Genomic DNA, 17867 nt, shown 5'->3' with positions numbered 1-17867 from the left:
GGTTGCCGTGTGGCCGGTCAGATCTGCCGCACATATTCGGGCACCGGATGCAGGTCGCAATTGCGGCCCGCCTTGGCGAGTTGCCCCGGCACGTCGTGGCCGAGCAGCGCCGGCAAGCCGCGCGACAGCACCAGCAGCTTCTCCAGATCGATCCCGGTCGGAATCCCCACTTCGTCGCACAGGTTGACGAGGTCTTCCGTGCAGATGTTGCCGGACGCGCCCGGCGCGAACGGACAGCCGCCGAGGCCGCCGAGCGCGGCGTCGAAACGGCGCGCGCCGGCTTCGTAGGCGGCCAGCACGTTGGTGAGGCCCAAGCCGCGCGTGTTGTGAAAATGCAGCGTGAGCGCCGAGGCCGGCACGCGTTCGAGCACGCGCGCGACGAGCCGCGCGACCTGGCGCGGATTCGCCATGCCGGTCGTGTCGGCGAGCGTGATGCCTTCGATGCCCATCTCGCGATACGTATCGACGATGCCGACCACGCGGTCTTCGTCGATGCGGCCTTCGAACGGACAGCCGAACGCGGTCGCCACCGTCGCGTTGAGCAGCACGCCCGAGCCCTTGACGTGGCGCACGATGTCGCCGAACGCGGCGAGCGACGACTCGCAGCTCATGCGCATGTTCGCGCGGTTGTGGGTCTGACTCGCCGACATGACGAGGTTCAGCTCGTCGGCGCGCGCGGACAGCGCGCGCTCGGCGCCCTTCAGGTTCGGAATCAGCGCGACGTAGATCACGCCGGGCTGTCGCTCGATCTGCTGGAATACGGCCTCGCCGTCGCGCAGCGCCGGAATCGCTTTCGGCGAGACGAACGAGCCTCCCTCGATGCGCGTGAAGCCACATGTGGAAAGCGCGTTGATCAGCGCGATCTTGTCCGGCGTGTCGACCCAGGTGGGCTCGATCTGCAGACCGTCGCGCGGCGCGACTTCCTGCACGATCAGTGTGTCGAGCGAGGCAGTGTCGGCAGTGGAGTAGATGGCGGCGCTCATTGCACGGCTCCTTCGCGGCGCAGCCGCTCGATGTCGTCGTTTTCAAAGCCGAGGTCGCTCAGCACGCTGCCGGTATGCTCGCCGAGCGCGGGACCTTGCCAGCGCACTTCGCCCGGAGTGTCCGAGAGCTTCGGCACGATGCCCGGCATCTTTACCGACGCGCCGCCCGGCAATTGCGCCTGCAGCAGCATCTCGCGCGCCTGGTAGTGCGGATCGGCCACGATGTCGGCCACCGAATAGATGCGCCCCGACGGCACTTCGGCGCGTTCGAGCGCGGCCAGCACGTCTTCGGTCGTGTGCTGCGAGGTCCATGCGGTAATCGCCTGATCGAGCATCGCGGCCTGCTTCGCGCGGCCGTCGTTGTAGGCGAGCGCGGGATCGTCGGCGAGATCGGCGCGGCCGATCAGATGCATGAGGCGCTTGAAGATCGGATCGCTGTTGCCCGCGATCACGACATAGCCGTCGTCTTGCGTGCGATACGTGTTCGACGGCGCGATGCCCGGCAGCGCGCCGCCGCTGCGCTCGCGCACGTGGCCGAGCAGGTCGTATTCGGGCACGAGGCTTTCCATCAGATTGAACACGCTCTCGACGAGCGACACGTCGACCACCTGGCCTTCGCCCTGTCCCGTCTTCACGCGCAGCAGCGACATCAGCGCGCCGATCACGCCGTGCAGCGACGCGAGCGAGTCGCCGAGACTCACGCCGACGCGCGCCGGCGCGCCGTCCACTTCGCCGGTCGTGTAGCGGATGCCGCCCATCGCCTCGCCGATCGCGCCGAAGCCCGGCCGGTCGCGATACGGGCCGGACTGGCCGTAGCCGGAGATGCGCACCATCGTCAGTTTCGGATTGAGCGCGTGCAGCACGTCCCAGCCGAGGCCGAGCTTTTCGAGCGCGCCGGGGCGCAGGTTTTCGATTACGACGTCGGCATCGGCGGCGAGGCGCTTGACGACCTCGATGCCATCGGCCGATTTCAGATTCACGCAGACGGATTTCTTGTTGCGCGACTGCAGATACCACCAGAGCGAGGTGCCTTCATGGAGCTTGCGCCATTTGCGAAGGGGATCGCCGGTTTGGGGCGCTTCGATCTTGATGACTTCGGCGCCGAACTCGGCCATGAGGCGCGCGGCAAACGGCGCGGCAATGAGCGTTCCGATCTCGACGACGCGAATACCCTGAAGGGGTCCAGCCATGGTGCAGTCTCCGGAGTTGGTTTGGTGTTGGGAGACAGCTTAGAAGCGGTGCGGCGGTGGGTCCAACCGCAATTCGCCAAGGACCGTTCGCGAACGACGAACGCTCAGCGGCGGCGTTTGGCGGGCGGGGTGGTGACGGTGGCGGCAGGCGTCGCGGATGCGCCCGATGCGCCGGCGGTCGCGGAATCGCCCGCCTCTTCCAACGCTTCGACTGTGCGCAGATGATCGAACAGCAGCCGGCCCACCGGCGAAAGCGCCTCGAGGTCGCGCGCCACGATCACGAGGCTGCGCTCGGCCCAGTCGTCTTCAAGCGGCACGCCGACGAGGCCGAGCGGCCGGCCCATCAGCTGACACACCTTGCGCGGCAGCACGCCGACGCCCATGCCGGCCTGCACCATCCGGCACACCGCGTCGAAACCCGGCACGTGGATGCGTAGCCGCAGCGGCTTGCCGGCCTGGTGCGCGGCGAGGTGCGTGCGCGCGTTGATCGAACTCGCGGAATGCAGACCGACGTGATCGCCGTCGAGCGTTTCGGCGAAGCCGATGCTCGCGCGCGAGGCGAGCGAATGATCGTCGCGCATCACGATCACGAGCGAATCGCGCCGGTAGTGCTCGACGTGCAGCTCGCGCGTGTCGGCGTCGCCGGAACAGATGCCGAGATCGGCGAGGCTGTCGTCGACGGCCTTGACGACGCCGCCGCTCGGCCGCTCCTCGAGATCGAGCTTGACGCGCTCGTGCTGCAACTGGAACGCGCGCAGGTCCTCGGGCAGAAATTCGACGATCGCCGACAGGTTCGCCATCATCCGCACGTAGCCGCGCACGCCGCTCGCATGACCGGCCAGTTCGATGCCGATGTTCTCGATGTCGCGCATCACGCGGCGCGCGTGATGCAGCAGCGTTTCGCCGGCCGGCGTCAACGTCATGCCGCGCGCGTTGCGCTGAAACAGCGTCGCGCCGACCGCTTGTTCGAGTTCGAGCAGACGCTTGCTCGCGGCCGACACGGCAATCGCCTCGCGCTCGGCGGCTCGCGTGAGCGTGCCTTCCTCGAAGACGGCAAGGAACAGCTGAAGCGTGGTGAGATCGAGCTTGCGGAGAAGGTTTTTGATGACCATGGCGCGGCGCGGGGAATGCGATTCGTCCCGCTCGAAGATGACGCCATACAGTCTATCGAACTTTATCGCACTGCCGCGTTTGCGCCGTCCGCTTCGAAGCGCTCGTGCTTGCTGCCATAGGGCGCGACGAACCCCATGCCGTGCAACCTCGCGCCGACGTACGGCAGGAAGGGGAATGAACGCGGCGCGCGGTGCAGCGTCAAGGCGCGTTTGCTATGCTGGCCTGCCGCCGCGCGCGGATTCCGTTCATCCACCCAGGAAGTCTTTCGATGCCCACCGTCGCGATCGCGATCTTCCCCGGCGTGCAGGCGCTCGACGTCGCCGGCCCCGTCGACGTGTTTTCCGAAGCGAACCGCTTCATCGCGCCGCGCGAGCATTACGAAGTGAAGCTGCTGGCCGCCGATGCCGCGCCGCTGCGCGCGTCGAACGGCATGACGCTGAGCGCCGATGCGACGTTCGATGAGGCGCGCGAGCCGTTCGATCTCGCGCTGGTCGCGGGCGGTCCCGCGCTGCCCGACAACGACGTGCCCGACACGCGGCTGCTCGACTGGCTCGCGAACGTCGCGACACGCTGCGGGCACTACGGCTCGATCTGCACCGGTGCCTTCGCGCTCGGTCACGCAGGGCTGCTCGACGCGCGCAACGTCACGACGCACTGGCAGCATGCGGCGCAACTGGCCGCGCGGTTTCCGCGCGCGCATGTCGACTTCGATCGCATCTATCTGCGCGACGGACCGCTCGTGACGTCGGCGGGCGTGACGGCCGGCATCGACCTGTCGCTCGCGCTGGTGGCCGAGGATCACGGTCCGCACACGGCGCTCGCGGTCGCCAAGCGGCTCGTCGTATTCGCGCAGCGCCAGGGCGGCCAGTCGCAATTCAGCCCCTACCTGACCGCGCCCGCCGACGACACCTCGCCCGCCGCGAAAGTCCAGGCGCACGTGATGGCGCGCATCCGCGAGAGCTTTACGGTCAGGCAGCTCGCCGACGTCGCCGGCATGAGCGCGCGCAACTTCGCGCGCGTGTTCGTGCAGGAAACCGGCGTGACGCCGCATGAATTCGTCGAACGCGCGCGCGTCGATGCCGCGCGCAAACTGCTCGAAAGCAGCGGCGCGGCACTCAAGGCGATCGCCTACGATTGCGGCTTCGGCACCGCCGACCGCATGCGCATCGTGTTTGCGAAGCGGCTTGGCGTAACCCCGATGCAGTATCGCGAGCGTTTCCGTTCGTCGTGAAGGCGACGTGAGAAAATCGGCGACTCTGCAAGCCAACGATCACAAGGAACGACATGACTTCCTCTTCTCCGATTCGCGCGATCGTCACCGGCCATACGCGCGGCCTCGGCGCGGCGCTCGCCGAACAACTGCTCGCGCGCGGCGTCGCGGTGCTGGGTCTGTCGCGCTCGCGGCACGCCGCGCTGAAAGCGCGATTCGCCGCGCAGCTCGAAGAGATCGAACTGCCGCTGGCCGACCCCGCGCGCGTCGCGCAATGGCTCGCCACCGACGCATTGCGCCGCTTCGCGAGCGGCGCGCAAACGGTGCTGCTCATCAATAACGCGGGCATGGTGCAGCCGATCGGTCCGATCGAAGGACAGGACCCGGCCAGCATCGCGGACGCGGTGAACCTCAACATCGCCACGCCGCTGATGCTCGCGAGCGCGCTCGCCGCCGCGGCCGTCGAGGCGAGCGACCGGCGCATCGTGCATATTTCGAGCGGCGCGGCGCGCAATGCGTATCCGGGCTGGAGCATCTACTGCGCGACGAAGGCCGCGCTCGATCATCACGCGCGCGCCGTTGCACTCGACGCGAACCGCGCGCTGCGCATCTGCAGTCTCGCGCCGGGCGTGATCGATACGGACATGCAGGCGCAGATTCGCGGCAGCGGCGAAGAACAGTTCCCGATGCGCGCGCGTTTCGAAGACCTCAAACGCAACGGCCAACTGTCGACGCCCGAGCAATGCGCGACGCAGTTGATCGACTACGCGCTCAGCGATGCATTCGGTCAAACGCCGGTCGCGGATATTCGCGAGATCGTGAAGCAGGCGTAGTCGGTGCAGCGGTTGCCATGGCCGCACTCGGCAGTAACGGGCAGCAATCGGCAGCATCGACGCTCCCGAAAATTCTCACCTTTAGCACGGAGCAGCAGCGGATCGACGCAAATAGTCCCCGCCGTTGCTCCCGAAAACGCTCACCTTGAGGGCCGTAGCGGGATAAATGCAGGCTCACGGCCAGTGCGCCACGCACGGCATACGCCATTCCCGAAAACCCTCACCTTTGATAAAGGCCGAGGCAATATCGCCTGGACATTCAACGGGTTACGTGACGCACGCGCCTTAGCACAGGCTGTTTTTCCCGAGCGGATTACGCATTTGCAAGGCATGCATAGCCGCTTCGTATCACTCGGCTCCTGAATATCCTCACCTTTGAGCGTGACAGCCGCGATACGTGTGCTGCCGGAATCATCTTGCCGTGCGGTTTATTCGTGTATTCGGCGGGTTCGAGCGCTGGCTGGGAACCATGCGCGGACGTTCCCCGAAAACCCTCACCTCCAGATTTGCAGTGCGCGTACAGGTGCGCCGATTCTCACCGCGCCAGCTCCCGAATCTTCTCACCTGTCGGTCATGCAGCGCGGATCGCGCCGCGAGCAGGGCAACCGGCACGGCCGCATAACCCCCCCGTCGATGCCTTATTCGCACAGTCGTCGCGGCATATAATCGGACGAGACGGTCGAACACTCGTCTCGAGGCGGCAGCGCGTGGCGCCGCCTCTTCCCCATTGACAGCATGCGGCTCGAACAGCAGTTCCTGACAAACCGGCAAAGGAGGAAGAATGAAAACAAACGGCGCGAGCAGAATACTCGGCGCGATGTTCGCGATGGCCTTCGCGACTTGCGTGACCTATGCGAACGCGCAAACGCCCGGCGGCACACCGGGCGACATGTCGGCGCAAAACATGCCGATGCAAAGCCGGCCGGGGGTGGCGGCTCCAGCTCCACGTCGAAACAGATCGGATACCCAGTTGGTCCGCGACGTTCGCCGCGCCTTCACGCGCACACCAGGATTAAATTCGGCGAGCATTCACGTCGAGTCGCGTCATGCCTTCGTGACATTGACCGGCTCGGTGCCGCAGCGCTCGCAGATCGAACGGGCCGGCAGCGCCGCAAGATCGGTTCAAGGCGTGAGAGCGGTGTCGAACCGACTGACCGTGCGAACGAGGCGCGGCTCGGGTCATTGAGTCGAACGAGACGGCATCGGTCGGATGAAACCGATGCCGCCTTCGTGAGCGCCGAATGTCTCCGCTTTACTTCCTCTGCCTGACTCCCTCTGCTTTGTCCCTTCCGCGTCAATCGCGCAGCCGCCTTCCTTCGCATCGGTCAACGCTGGCACGATCCGCCTCGCTGAAATCCTCCGGTTCTCATCCGGTCTTTCAATCCGAAAGCACTGCGTTGCTCGCAGCACACTTTTTTCTGCTCTGCTTAAGAAACCGATTGACCTTGCCCAAATACGCCCCCTAGAATTCAGGAATATTCACTAGTGAGGCTCGTGCCTTGGACACCTGCAGTAGTCGACTTTCGAACAGATTCGCTGCCTGAACGGCAGGACGTCCGCGCTTCCTTTCCTAGCCGCCGTCTTGCCAGCAGGCAGACGGTGCGCGTCGCAGCAACTCCCCGTGCACCCTGGTTAATGTTATATCCGCGCCATACGGATCGACGCGTCTGATCGCGTCCATACGCTGACGCGGCTTTGTATCGCGAGCATCAGGCTCGCGTGCGTGTTCGCACGCGTTTCGTCAGTTCGACGGAACGCGCACGGACGCGAGAATAAACACGCCTGTCGCGGGCGCGCGTCCCGAATGCGCGCCGCGATGGCAGAGAGAAACCAGCCAGCAAGGAGCCGCCATGACAGACAGTGACAGTTATCCCTTATGCCGCTTACCGCTTCTTTTAACTGAGGAAAGCGAGTAGACCGCCACCGCCGCGTCGATACGCGCGGCCTCCGTGTCTGCTGGCTTTCCGTCCAGCGCGTTGCATGCAACGCACGGAGAAATATCATGCAATTCGGCCTCCTTCTCTCGCGGCTCCCGCACGTACAGGAGTCGCGCGTCCATTACGACAGCCTGCTCATGCTGCACGTCCGCGAAACACATGCTTTCGTGCCGTTCTGGCGCCGTCTGAAAGCACGCGTTCTTCATCTTTCGTAGCGTTTCGCGATTCTTCCGTCATACGCAAGCGGCTCAGCCAGCACTCGACTCGCACGCTGCCCATGTCCTTGCGTATGCCGGAGCACGCATGTCGCCGTCTATAAACACAACCAGGGAAGAACGTCATGTCCACGCCCACCAACCTTTCCTCCGCCCGCAGCGCCGTACTCGATTCGGCGCACGTCGGCGACATCAAGGGCGCGCTCGGCACGATCGCGCATCATGACGTCGCGCCACGCACCAACTGGTGGGCGCGCGTGCGCACGCTGCTCGCGATCCTCGGTCCGGGGCTCATCGTGATGGTCGGCGACAACGATGCCGGCGCCTTCGGCACCTATACCCAGGCAGGTCAGAACTACGGCACGACGCTGCTGTGGACCATGCTGCTGCTCGTACCCGTGCTCTACGTCAATCAGGAGATGGTGCTACGCCTCGGCGCGGTCACCGGCGTCGGCCATGCGCGCCTCATCTTCGAGCGCTTCGGCAAGTTCTGGGGGGCGTTCAGCGTCGTCGATCTGTTCATTCTCAACGCGCTGACCATCGTGACCGAGTTTATCGGCATCACGTTCGTGCTCGACTTCTTCGGCGTCTCGAAGATCGCGGGCGTGTGCATCGCCGCGGCCCTCACGATGGCCGCCGTCAGCACGGGCGACTTCCGCCGCTTCGAACGCTTCGCGGTCGTGCTGTGCGTGTTGAGCCTGCTGCTCGTGCCGGTGCTCGTGTCGATTCATCCGCCCGTCAGCCAGATGGCGCGTGACTTCTTCATTCCGAACTGGCCCGCCCACTCGAAGCTCTCCGACGTGATGCTGCTCGTGATCGGCATCGTCGGCACGACGGTCGCGCCATGGCAATTGTTCTTCCAGCAGAGTTACGTGATCGACAAACGCATCACGCCGCGCTTCATGAACTACGAAAAGGCCGACCTGTGGATCGGTATCGTGTTCGTGCTGATCGGCGCGGTGGCGATGATTTCGTTCAGCGCCGCGCTGTTCGACGGCCGGCCCGAATTCGGCAACTTCACCGATGCGGGCGGCGTCATCGCGGGACTCGAAAAATACGCGGGACGCACCTCGGCGGTGCTGTTTGCGATCGCGTTGTTCGACGCATGCGTGATCGGCGCGGCGGCCGTGTCGCTATCCACCGCCTATGCGATCGGCGACGTGTTCAAGATCCGTCACTCGCTGCATCGCAGCGTCTCGGACGCGAAGGGCTTCTATCTCGTGTACTTCGTTATCGTCGCGGCGGCCGCGGCGCTCGTGCTGATTCCGGGCAGCCCGCTCGGTCTTCTGACCGAAGCGGTGCAAACGCTGGCCGGCGTGCTGCTGCCGAGCGCGACCGTGTTCCTGCTGCTGCTTTGCAACGACCGCGCGGTGCTCGGTCCGTGGGCCAATTCGAAAAAGCTGAATCTGTTTACGGGCGCTGTCGTCTGGGTACTCGTGATGCTGTCAATCATCCTGACCGCATCGGTGATCTATCCGGACATGGCCGGCAAAACGATTATCGAAATGCTCGTGGGCGGCACGCTGCTCGCCGTGACCGGTTATGGCGCGGCGCTCGGCATCCGCAAGCTGCGCGGCGAGCCCGCGGCCGAACCGTCGCCGGTCTATTCGAAAGAGGCGCGCAACGCCTGGCGCATGCCAGCGCTCGACGAATTGCCGCCGCCGAATCTGACGCTGGCGAAGCGCATGTGGATGGGCGTGCTGCGCGCTTATCTGCTGCTCGCGATCGGCCTCGTCATCGTGAAGGTCGTGCAGATGGCGCTGTGAAGCCGCGCGAATGGTGAGTAGTTCCAGGAGATGCGCTAACGGTGAGGATTTACGGGAGCCGTGTTGCGCATCATCGCCAGCACGCGGAAACGCAGTCACACAGGCCATGCCCGCTCGACGATCCGCGCCTGTTGCCCATGTTCCGGCAACGTGCCAAACACGCGGCCCCACTGCGCGTCGAAGCGGCTTGCGATGAACGCGTCCGCGACGTAGGCGGGCGCGTGCTCGCGCAGCAGGCACGCCTGCACGAGCAGAATCAGGCGCTGCGCTTCGCGGCGCGCGGCCGCTTCGTGCATCGCGGTCCCCGCACCAGCTGCGCCGGCCAGCGCCTCGATATGCGGGCGCAGGCGCGCCTCGCAGTGGCAGATCGGCCGGATATCGTCGATCAACGCGGCTAGCGCGGCGGGATCGCGGCTGATCGCGCGCAGCATGTCGAGCGCCATCACGCTGCCCGATCCTTCCCAGATCGAGATCACGGGCGCCTCGCGATAAAGCCGGCCCATCGGGCTTTCGTCCATGTAGCCGTTGCCGCCGAACACTTCCATCGCTTCGGCCGACAGTTCGATGCTGCGTTTGGCCACCCAGAATTTCGCAGCGGGCGTCACGATCCGTTTATAGGCGTGCTGCAGCGGATCATGGTCCGCGAGCGCAAACGCCTGCGTGAGGCGCATCATCAGCTGCGTCGCGGCTTCGCTTTCGAGCGCCATGTCGGCCAGCACGTTGCGCATCAGCGGCTGTTCCGCGAGGCGCTTGCCGAACGCGTGACGCTCGCGCGCATAGTGAATCGCCTGCACCACGGCCTGGCGGATCGTACCCGCGCTGCCCATCACGCAGTTCAACCGCGTATAGGACGCCATTTCGATAATGGTCGGAATACCGCGCCCTTCCTCGCCGATCATGCGCCCCCACGCGCCGAGGAATTCCACTTCGCTGCTCGAATTGGAGCGGTTGCCGACCTTGTCCTTCAGACGCTGGATCTGCACGGCGTTCTTGCTGCCGTCCGGCCGGTAGCGCGGCACGAAGAAGCACGACAGGCCGTTTTCGGTGCGCGCGGTCACGAGATGCGCATCGCACATCGGCGCGGACATGAACCATTTATGACCGACGATCTCGTATTCGCCGCCTCGCCCCTCGCCACGCACCGGCACGGCGTGCGTAGTATTCGCGCGCACGTCGGAGCCGCCCTGCTTCTCGGTCATGCCCATGCCGACCAGCATCGACGTCTTCTGTTCGAGTGGCAGATCGCGCGCGTCGTAGCTGCGCGAATAGAGTTTCGGCATCAACTGCTCGAACAACTCGGGCTCCTGGCGCAACACGGGGATGCTCGCGAAGGTCATCGAGGTCGGGCACTGCGAGCCGGCCTCGATCTGTCCGTGCATCGAAAAGCCGGCCGCGTATGCGGCCCATGCGCCGGGCCGCGTATCGGAGAACGGTTGCGAGACGAGATTCTGTTCGCGCAGCATCTTCATCAGGCCATGCCACGCGGGATGAAACTCGACGCGATCGATGCGGTGTCCCTGGCGATCGAAGGTGTGAAGTTCGGGTTTGAAGTGATTCGCGTCCTCGGCCATGCGCAGCGTTTGCGCGCTGCCGAGCCGCTCGCCGTAGTCGCTCAGTTCGGATTCGTGCGCCTGCGCACCCGCGCGTTGCACCGCTTCGCGCAGCGCGAGGTCCGTGGTGTAGAGGTTATAATCGGCCAACTCCGGCACGACATTCGTCACCTCATGGGTGTTCCAGTTCATGAGCGGCTCCTTTTCAAGGTGCCCCGATCGGTCCAAGGTCGATCCGTCATCGACGAACCTGTACGCTTGCCGCGCGGGCTTTTTTCTGGTTACCCAGTATAGGGACGCGCTTCGGCGCGAGTGTTCGGATTCGCCGACATGAAGGAACCGCTCCCCGTCAAAACCACGCGCCGCAAGCCCGCGCAATCGCGCGCGCTCGCCACGGCCGAGGCGATTCAGCAGGCCTTTGTTCAGCTTCTGGTCGAGCACGGCTACGACAAGGTATCGATCCGCCAGGTGACGACGGCGGCCGGCGTCGGTATCGGCAGCTTCTATGAATATTTCGCCAGCAAGGAAGCACTCGCGGCGGTGTGCATTCATCTGCGCATCAAGCGGATCGCCATCGAAATGAGCGAATGCATTCCGGCCACGCGCGACGAAGCATTGCCCGCGCGAGCCGATGCCCTGCTAAACGCGCAGATTCGCGCGCCGCTCGCGGAACCCGAACAGTGGTCGACGCTCTTTCAGCTCGAACGCCGGGTTTCCGGCATCGATGCCTACCGCAAGCTTTACGCGGAGTTCGTGCGGCTATGGGCCGGCCTGCTTGCCTCGGCACCCGACTGGCCCGCCGATGCGCCGACGGAAGATGCCGCGTTCGCGGTACACGCGACAATCTACGGTCTCGTCTCGCAGGCGCTGATGACGCGCCCGGCTCCTCACGACGTGGCAGCGCTGCGTCGTTTGCTGCGCACCGCCGTGCATGGGTATCTTTCGCTGATCGCGCCGCGCGCCTATCGGCTTTATCGCTTCGAGTTCTGACGGCTCCGCCCTGGCGTGCGCATCAATGCATCAGCGCCTGTCGCGTTCGTGCGCGAACTGCCGCACCCGTCTTCGAAACAGGATAGAACGCGCTGCGCCGCCGACGTCAAAGGACGATCGCCGTGCACCACCGTCGATACGGTCGTGTCGGGAAACGACTCCACGAGGCGCAATGTCGCAATCTTGTGACGCGCCATGTCGAGCCGGAAGGTCGGATCGACTTTCACTGGACTCCTGATCAATCGCGTACAAAACCACAAGACACTCGTGTACGTGACGTCGATCGACACCTGCGTGCTGCTGCCGCTGGCATTTCACACAATTCACAAATTTCCGTCGACCTAACTGATCACCAGTATCGTCGCATTGCTGGTCGGATTAATGACGCTCTCCAGTCCCGCCGCATTTGTTCCTATTTTGAGGGCCTTCAGCCCCGACGTACGTGCAACATCGCTCGGGGTCATCTATGCTATGGACGTGACGCTCTTCGGTGGTTTCGCACAACTCATCGTGCTCGGTCTATGGCGCTGATCGGGCAGCTTCTATGCGCCCGCATGGTACGTGATGGGCTGCAGCGCGATCAGTGTCGCCGGCGTCATGATCTTCCGCGAACACGAGGAAAAGAACGGCCAGCATCAGCGCGGTTGAATTCGTTGCGATCAGAACAGGCCACGCCTGCACACAACATAAGGATCCTTCGCCATGCAGAACGAATCAAAAGACGGTGTCGATCGACGCAACTTCATGAAGACGGCCATTGCGCTGGTCGGCGCATCGTCCGCGCTCGTCGCGCAGGCCGGCACCGCGTACGCGCAGAACGCGAATGCGCCGGCCGCCGGGACGGGCGCGCACCGGGGCACGGTCTACACCGGCGACGTGATAGACGGCAAGAAGGTCATCAGCTCGCTCGACGTCAACGACCTGCCGAGCGGCGCGAAGCATATGTTCTATTTTCAGGGCGTGCAGATGCCGACGGGCCAGCACTGGTACGTGTCGGTAATCGTCGTGCGTGGTGCGAAACCGGGCAAGCGCGTGGTGCTCGTGAGCGGCGTGCATGGCGATGAGATCAGCCCCGTGCATACGATACAAAGCGTCGTGAGCCAGCTCGATCCGGCCCAGATGTCGGGCACGGTGCTCGCGGTGCTGGACGTGTCGCGCCCCGCGCTCGAAGCGATGGAACGCAGATGGCCGAACTCGGGGCGAGGCATCGATCTCATCGACATCAACCGCGAATGGCCGGGCAACGAGAATGGCGCGAGTGCGCCGAGCCGGCACGCGGGACTGCTATTCAACCGCCTGCTGCGGCCGAACGCCGACTACGCGATCGACTTTCACACCGGCACGACCGGTATGGACCTGACCTCGTTCAATCTCGCGCGGATGGAGTTGCCGGAAGCGCGCGCGATGGCCGAGCTGTTTCCGATCACGCAGATCTTCGACAACCCCGCGTATCCCACGCTGCTTGCGAACGCGCTGATCGACGTGGGCATTCCCGCGATCACGCCGGAGATCGGCGCCGCGCGCATCATCGACCTCAACATGATTCCGCAGTTTGTCGAAGGCACGATGAACGTGCTCAAGCGCTATGGCGTCGTGCCGGGCCCGATCGGGAAGACCGGCCGCGACGTCGGCATCTTCGTCGGCAATAGCGCGCACACGGTCCTCACGACGCACGGCGGCTTCGTCGAACTGCTGGTCAAGCTGAACGAGAAGGTCACGGCCGGGCAGAAGGTGGCGATCCAGCGCAACACGTTCGGCGAAGTGGTCGCGGAGTATACGAGCGGGGTCGCCGGCGAAGTGACGGGGTATCGTACGGATGCGACGGCGGAACCCGGCATTCCTCTCGTGATGGTGCTCTATCAGAGTGCGGGGCGGGAGAATCCCGAGGATTATTCCGAGTAACGCGAGTCGAAGTGGACCGGCGCGCCTGAGTCGCGAATGGTGAGGATTTCCAGGGGATGGGTGAACTCGCCGCTCAAGGTGAGTTCTTCCAGGATGGTGAGGAATTCCAGGAGATGGCGATACCGAACCGAGCGCATTTTTCAGAATGGTGAGGATTTCCAGGAGTTGCATCCACACCGGAAAGCAGGTTGTCGGGCCATTGACCCCTTGGCTCGCCGTCCAGCTTACGTCACGCTCCCGAAAAACCTCACCTTTGCCAATGGCTGGCTGCGCCCACGGATAACCGGAACACGTTCCGGTTATCTCCCGCTCAAAACTTGAACTTCACCTGAAATCCAATCGTAAACGGTAGATGGTCCGAAGGGATCGGCGGCACCACGATGAAGTTCGCGCCGACGCGCTTGTATTCGACCATCACGATCGGCGCGACCACCGGCCCGATCGTGTGATTGCGGCCGAGCCCCCAGTTGCCGTAGTTGTAGCCCGAGATGATCCCGCCGATCGCCGCGAGCCGCACGATGCCCCAGTGCGCGAACTCGGGCGCCCAGACGCCGCCGCCATAGTAGGACGGCCGGCGCAGCGAGTTGCGAAAGCCGCCTATCGTCAGCGCCCACTGGTTGTTCAGCCAGCATTCGACACCGAGGCCGGGGTTGAACTGCTCGAAATCGGTGCCGGGATCGGGATCGATGTGATACGAGCCGAGCATCGCGTCGGCCCATATGCCCCCCTCGCACCAACTGCTCGCATGCGCGGCGGTGGCCGCCGCCAGGCTCGTCACGAGTGCCACGGCGATGCGCCGGATATTTTTGTTCATCTGCCGAAAGTGCATGTCTTCTCCGCCACCGGTCGAGCGCCGGGGTCATCGATGTTCCGACGGTCTGTTTGCCGCCCGTCGCGCACTGTACCTCAACCCGCGCGGGCGATGTTGAGGACCTGCTTGAGGATCTACTCGACTGCGGGCACAGCACGCGCCCGCAGCCAAAACCGCAACGATAACGGAGAACCGATGGCAAAGCGGTGAATCCGCGGCGCGTGGCGAACGCGCCGTCGGCGATGAACGCTGGCGAGACGCTTACAGACCGAGGTCCGACAGGCCCGGATGATCGTCGGGACGGCGCCCGAGCGGCCAGCGATACAGGCGATCGGCCTCGCGAATCGGCAGATCGTTGATGCTCGCATGGCGACGCGCCATCAGGCCATGCTCGTTGAACGCCCAGTTCTCGTTGCCGTACGAGCGAAACCAGTTGTTCGAATCGTCGTGCCATTCATACGCGAAGCGCACCGCAATGCGATTGTCGGTGAACGCCCACAGCTCCTTGATCAGGCGATAGTCGAGTTCGCGCTCCCACTTGCGGCGCAGAAAGCCGACGATCTCCGCGCGCCCATGAACGAATTCGGCGCGATTGCGCCAGATGCTATCCGTCGTATAGGCCAGCGAGACGCGTTCGGGCTCGCGGGTGTTCCAGGCATCTTCCGCGGCGCGCACTTTCTGGATCGCGGTGTCGCGCGTGAACGGCGGCAGCGGCGGGCGGGTTTCGGTCGTATCGGCCATGAGGGTTCCTCATTCAGGTAGCGGTGCGCCGGGATGGCGGTCGTTGGGTTGGGGGAGCGTGTGCTGATTTCGCGGCCGGCTTTGCTGGCGGCTTTGCTTCCGATTTCACTGCTGTGTTCGCCGCCGGCTTCGCGGCAAAACCCGCTTGCGCATCGAGCAAGGTTTTCGCGGCCGTCTGCGCATCGAGCGCGGCGTCTGCCTCGCCGCTCACGAGCGCGACCGCGATCGCGCCGTCGAGCAGAACGAGCCACTGCCTCGCGAGACGCGCAACGCGGCGCGTATCCATAGCCGATTCCGCCGAGAACGCCGCGCACTCGGTCCGCACGAAATCGAGCAGACGCTCCTTGTGTTGGCGCGCGACGATCCGGATCGGGTCGTCGGCGGAAGCGATCTCGCCGGCCGCGTTCAGAAACGCGCAGCCATGAAAATCTGCCGAAGCAAACCATTCGCGCAGCACGTCGAACATGCCGAGCAGGCGTTTGCGCGCAGTCTTGCCGCGCCGCTGCGTGCCGGCGATAAACCAGTTCATCCAGCGTTCGTCGCGCCGTTCGAGCGCAGCCGCCACGAGCGCATCTTTCGATTCGAAATGCGTGTAGAAGCTTTTGCGCGCGGTGCCGGATTGCCGCACGATCGCGTCGACGCCGGTTGCGTGGATGCCGCCGGCGTAAATCAGCGCTTCGGCCGCGTCGAGCAGACGCTCGCGCGCCTGGCCGGTCGGTGTCGGGTCGCTAAGGGTTTCGCGTGTCATGGACGAAAGGTAGAACGATCATTCTCCTTCGTCAAGTTTTTCCGACCCTGTGCGATCGTTATGGAGTTTCCGCGCGCAGGCTGCGCTTGCTGCTATCGTGACGAAGATCGCTCAACCGGAACGGCTTCGATGAACTCCTCTTCTGTTCGCACCGCATGGATGCGGGCGCTGCTCGGCGTCACGCTGCTCACTGCGATGGCCTGCACGCCGGTGCAGGTGCTCACGCATTCGGTCAGCCGGAACGAAGCGCGCGTGCCGGTCGGCCGCTACGACATCGACCCGGATCACACGAGCATCACGTTCGACGTCGATCACTTCAAATACTCGCGCTTTACGATGCGCTTCGATCGCAAGCAGGGGCAACTCGACTGGAACGAGGGCGGCCTCGAACGCAGCACGGCATCGGTCACGATCGACGCCGCGAGCATCGACACGAACGTGCCGCTGCTCGACAGGATGGTGAAGAGCGACAGCATGCTCGACGTATCGCGCTATCCGGAGATTCGCTTCGCGAGCACGCGTTTCGAGCGCACAGGGGACGCGCGCGGCACGCTGAGCGGCAATCTGACGATACGCGGCGTCACACAGCCGGTGACGCTCGACGTTACGTTCAACGGCTTCGCACCCGATCCGCTGACGAAGAAAGACACGCTCGGCTTTTCCGCCGACGGCCATTTCAGCCGCGCGAAGTTCGGTTTGGCGACGTGGTATCCGGCCGTCGGCGACGACATTCACGTGCGCATTCAGGCCGAATTCGTGAAAACGCCCGCAGGCGCGTAAGCGCCGCGGGCGTCGGTCAATCGAACTGCGCCGTGCTCGCTCAGGCGGCGGTCCAGTCGAGAATCACCTTGCCGCTCTCGCCGGAGAGCATCGTCGCGAAGGCCTGCTGATAATCGTCGACCTTGAAATGGTGCGTGAGGATCGGCGACAGATCGAGGCCGCTTTGCAGCATCGCGACCATCTTGTACCAGGTCTCGAACATCTCGCGCCCATAAATGCCCTTGATTTCGAGGCCCTTGAAGATCACCTGGGTCCAGTCGATCGCAGTTTGCGCGGGCGGAATGCCGAGCAACGCGATCTTGCCGCCGTGGTTCATCGCTTCGAGCATGCCCGTGAAGGCGCTCGGCACGCCCGACATTTCGAGGCCGACGTCGAAGCCTTCTGTCATATGCAGATCGTGCATCACGTCGCGCAGCGATTCGCGCGACACGTTCACCGCGCGCGTCGCGCCCATCTTGCGCGCAAGTTCGAGGCGATAGTCGTTGACGTCGGTAATCACGACGTTGCGCGCGCCGACGTGCCTCGCAATCGCGACCGCCATGATGCCGATCGGCCCCGCGCCGGTAATCAGCACGTCTTCGCCGACGAGATTGAACGACAGCGCCGTGTGCGTTGCATTGCCGAACGGATCGAAGATCGCGGCGAGATCGTCGGAAATTTCCGGCGGAATCTTGAATGCGTTGAAGGCCGGAATCACCAGATACTCGGCGAACGCGCCCTCGCGATTCACGCCGACGCCGACCGTATTGCGGCACAAGTGACGGCGCCCCGCGCGACAGTTGCGGCAGAAGCCGCACGTAATGTGCCCTTCTCCCGACACGCGATCGCCGATCGCAAAGCCGCGCACTTCCTGCCCCATCTCGACGATTTCGCCCACGTACTCATGGCCGACGTGCATCGGCACGGGAATCGTCTTTTGCGCCCAGTCGTCCCACTTCCAGATATGAATGTCGGTGCCGCAAATCGCGGTGCGCGTGATGCGAATCATCACGTCGTTATGGCCGACTTCCGGCTTCTTCACGTCCGTGAGCGTGAGGCCCGGTGCGCGTTCGAGTTTTGCCAATGCTTTCATTTGCGTCTCCGTTCGAATCGCGCGGC

17 protein-coding genes are annotated in these 17867 nt (G+C 64.3%); 8 read left to right on the top strand and 9 right to left on the bottom strand.

The genetic code is table 11. The features are described 5' to 3' along the window. Nucleotides 1-17 precede the first annotated feature (17 nt). From F3J19_RS06490 to F3J19_RS06475, 4 genes are all read right to left on the bottom strand, one after another. On the bottom strand, nucleotides 18-983 hold the full coding sequence (locus tag F3J19_RS06490) for a hydroxymethylglutaryl-CoA lyase (protein ID WP_167038967.1): 966 nt from the start codon (nucleotides 981-983) through the stop codon (nucleotides 18-20). After that, nucleotides 980-2173 (bottom strand): CaiB/BaiF CoA-transferase family protein, encoded by a 1194-nt coding sequence (locus F3J19_RS06485; RefSeq protein WP_167038965.1) that lies wholly within the window; start codon nucleotides 2171-2173, stop codon nucleotides 980-982. Before F3J19_RS06485 ends, F3J19_RS06490 begins: the two co-directional genes overlap by 4 nt. Nucleotides 2174-2277: 104 nt before the next feature. After that, nucleotides 2278-3285, bottom strand: coding sequence for a LysR family transcriptional regulator (locus tag F3J19_RS06480; protein ID WP_240158773.1), 1008 nt, complete (start codon nucleotides 3283-3285; stop codon nucleotides 2278-2280). 62 nt (nucleotides 3286-3347) lie between these two features. Next, a complete protein-coding gene (locus F3J19_RS06475; protein ID WP_167038963.1) occupies nucleotides 3348-3488 on the bottom strand; it encodes a hypothetical protein in 141 nt (46 codons plus the stop codon). Nucleotides 3489-3554: 66 nt separating this feature from the next. Between F3J19_RS06475 and F3J19_RS06470 the strand changes: the two genes are divergently transcribed. From F3J19_RS06470 to F3J19_RS06450, 5 genes are all read left to right on the top strand, one after another. Beyond that, the gene (locus F3J19_RS06470; protein ID WP_167038961.1) at nucleotides 3555-4517 is read left to right on the top strand and encodes a GlxA family transcriptional regulator; all 963 of its coding nucleotides are present in this window, start codon (nucleotides 3555-3557) and stop codon (nucleotides 4515-4517) included. Nucleotides 4518-4570: 53 nt separating this feature from the next. After that, entirely contained in the window at nucleotides 4571-5329 is a 759-nt protein-coding gene (locus tag F3J19_RS06465; RefSeq protein ID WP_167038959.1) for an SDR family oxidoreductase, read from the top strand. A gap of 781 nt (nucleotides 5330-6110) precedes the next feature. Next, the gene (locus F3J19_RS06460) at nucleotides 6111-6515 is read left to right on the top strand and encodes a BON domain-containing protein (protein ID WP_167038957.1); all 405 of its coding nucleotides are present in this window, start codon (nucleotides 6111-6113) and stop codon (nucleotides 6513-6515) included. A gap of 816 nt (nucleotides 6516-7331) precedes the next feature. Next, complete coding sequence (locus F3J19_RS06455) at nucleotides 7332-7481, top strand: hypothetical protein (RefSeq protein ID WP_167038955.1); 150 nt, start codon at nucleotides 7332-7334, stop codon at nucleotides 7479-7481. 125 nt (nucleotides 7482-7606) lie between these two features. Continuing rightward, on the top strand, nucleotides 7607-9247 hold the full coding sequence (locus F3J19_RS06450; RefSeq protein WP_167038953.1) for an NRAMP family divalent metal transporter: 1641 nt from the start codon (nucleotides 7607-7609) through the stop codon (nucleotides 9245-9247). A 95-nt stretch (nucleotides 9248-9342) separates the two neighbouring features. Here F3J19_RS06450 and F3J19_RS06445 read toward each other — a convergent pair whose 3' ends face one another. Continuing rightward, nucleotides 9343-10989, bottom strand: coding sequence for an acyl-CoA dehydrogenase family protein (locus tag F3J19_RS06445; protein WP_167038951.1), 1647 nt, complete (start codon nucleotides 10987-10989; stop codon nucleotides 9343-9345). Between the two features lie 138 nt (nucleotides 10990-11127). Between F3J19_RS06445 and F3J19_RS06440 the strand changes: the two genes are divergently transcribed. Both F3J19_RS06440 and F3J19_RS06435 read left to right on the top strand, forming a co-directional pair. After that, entirely contained in the window at nucleotides 11128-11787 is a 660-nt protein-coding gene (locus F3J19_RS06440) for a TetR/AcrR family transcriptional regulator (RefSeq protein WP_167038949.1), read from the top strand. A 702-nt stretch (nucleotides 11788-12489) separates the two neighbouring features. After that, the gene (locus tag F3J19_RS06435; RefSeq protein ID WP_167038947.1) at nucleotides 12490-13689 is read left to right on the top strand and encodes a succinylglutamate desuccinylase/aspartoacylase family protein; all 1200 of its coding nucleotides are present in this window, start codon (nucleotides 12490-12492) and stop codon (nucleotides 13687-13689) included. A 310-nt stretch (nucleotides 13690-13999) separates the two neighbouring features. Here the strand turns inward: F3J19_RS06435 and F3J19_RS06430 are convergent, their stop codons facing one another. The 3 genes from F3J19_RS06430 to F3J19_RS06420 form a co-directional block, all read right to left on the bottom strand. After that, the gene (locus tag F3J19_RS06430; RefSeq protein ID WP_167038945.1) at nucleotides 14000-14518 is read right to left on the bottom strand and encodes a hypothetical protein; all 519 of its coding nucleotides are present in this window, start codon (nucleotides 14516-14518) and stop codon (nucleotides 14000-14002) included. 243 nt (nucleotides 14519-14761) lie between these two features. Next, nucleotides 14762-15241, bottom strand: a complete 480-nt coding sequence (locus F3J19_RS06425; RefSeq protein WP_167038943.1) for a nuclear transport factor 2 family protein — start codon at nucleotides 15239-15241, stop codon at nucleotides 14762-14764. Nucleotides 15242-15254: 13 nt separating this feature from the next. After that, entirely contained in the window at nucleotides 15255-15989 is a 735-nt protein-coding gene (locus F3J19_RS06420) for a TetR/AcrR family transcriptional regulator (protein WP_167038941.1), read from the bottom strand. Between the two features lie 129 nt (nucleotides 15990-16118). Here F3J19_RS06420 and F3J19_RS06415 point away from each other — a divergent pair, with 129 nt between their 5' ends. After that, on the top strand, nucleotides 16119-16769 hold the full coding sequence (locus F3J19_RS06415; protein WP_167038939.1) for a YceI family protein: 651 nt from the start codon (nucleotides 16119-16121) through the stop codon (nucleotides 16767-16769). 40 nt (nucleotides 16770-16809) lie between these two features. Here the strand turns inward: F3J19_RS06415 and tdh are convergent, their stop codons facing one another. Next, nucleotides 16810-17841: an L-threonine 3-dehydrogenase gene (tdh, locus tag F3J19_RS06410; protein WP_167038937.1), complete on the bottom strand. Its 1032-nt coding sequence runs from the start codon at nucleotides 17839-17841 to the stop codon at nucleotides 16810-16812. Nucleotides 17842-17867 lie beyond the last annotated feature (26 nt).

It is taken from the genome of Burkholderia sp. Ax-1724 (assembly GCF_011752995.1).
Lineage (GTDB): Bacteria > Pseudomonadota > Gammaproteobacteria > Burkholderiales > Burkholderiaceae > Paraburkholderia.
This window is presented reverse-complemented; position numbering and strand designations above follow the sequence as displayed.

Coding starts and splice junctions, on each gene's coding strand:
- F3J19_RS06490 (WP_167038967.1), bottom strand. CDS start 983: ATGAGCGCCGCCATCTACTCCACTGCCGACACTGCCTCGCTCGACACA.
- F3J19_RS06485 (WP_167038965.1), bottom strand. CDS start 2,173: ATGGCTGGACCCCTTCAGGGTATTCGCGTCGTCGAGATCGGAACGCTC.
- F3J19_RS06480 (WP_240158773.1), bottom strand. CDS start 3,285: ATGGTCATCAAAAACCTTCTCCGCAAGCTCGATCTCACCACGCTTCAG.
- F3J19_RS06470 (WP_167038961.1), top strand. CDS start 3,555: ATGCCCACCGTCGCGATCGCGATCTTCCCCGGCGTGCAGGCGCTCGAC.
- F3J19_RS06465 (WP_167038959.1), top strand. CDS start 4,571: ATGACTTCCTCTTCTCCGATTCGCGCGATCGTCACCGGCCATACGCGC.
- F3J19_RS06460 (WP_167038957.1), top strand. CDS start 6,111: ATGAAAACAAACGGCGCGAGCAGAATACTCGGCGCGATGTTCGCGATG.
- F3J19_RS06455 (WP_167038955.1), top strand. CDS start 7,332: ATGCAATTCGGCCTCCTTCTCTCGCGGCTCCCGCACGTACAGGAGTCG.
- F3J19_RS06450 (WP_167038953.1), top strand. CDS start 7,607: ATGTCCACGCCCACCAACCTTTCCTCCGCCCGCAGCGCCGTACTCGAT.
- F3J19_RS06445 (WP_167038951.1), bottom strand. CDS start 10,989: ATGAACTGGAACACCCATGAGGTGACGAATGTCGTGCCGGAGTTGGCC.
- F3J19_RS06440 (WP_167038949.1), top strand. CDS start 11,128: ATGAAGGAACCGCTCCCCGTCAAAACCACGCGCCGCAAGCCCGCGCAA.
- F3J19_RS06435 (WP_167038947.1), top strand. CDS start 12,490: ATGCAGAACGAATCAAAAGACGGTGTCGATCGACGCAACTTCATGAAG.
- F3J19_RS06430 (WP_167038945.1), bottom strand. CDS start 14,518: ATGCACTTTCGGCAGATGAACAAAAATATCCGGCGCATCGCCGTGGCA.
- F3J19_RS06425 (WP_167038943.1), bottom strand. CDS start 15,241: ATGGCCGATACGACCGAAACCCGCCCGCCGCTGCCGCCGTTCACGCGC.
- F3J19_RS06420 (WP_167038941.1), bottom strand. CDS start 15,989: ATGACACGCGAAACCCTTAGCGACCCGACACCGACCGGCCAGGCGCGC.
- F3J19_RS06415 (WP_167038939.1), top strand. CDS start 16,119: ATGAACTCCTCTTCTGTTCGCACCGCATGGATGCGGGCGCTGCTCGGC.
- tdh (WP_167038937.1), bottom strand. CDS start 17,841: ATGAAAGCATTGGCAAAACTCGAACGCGCACCGGGCCTCACGCTCACG.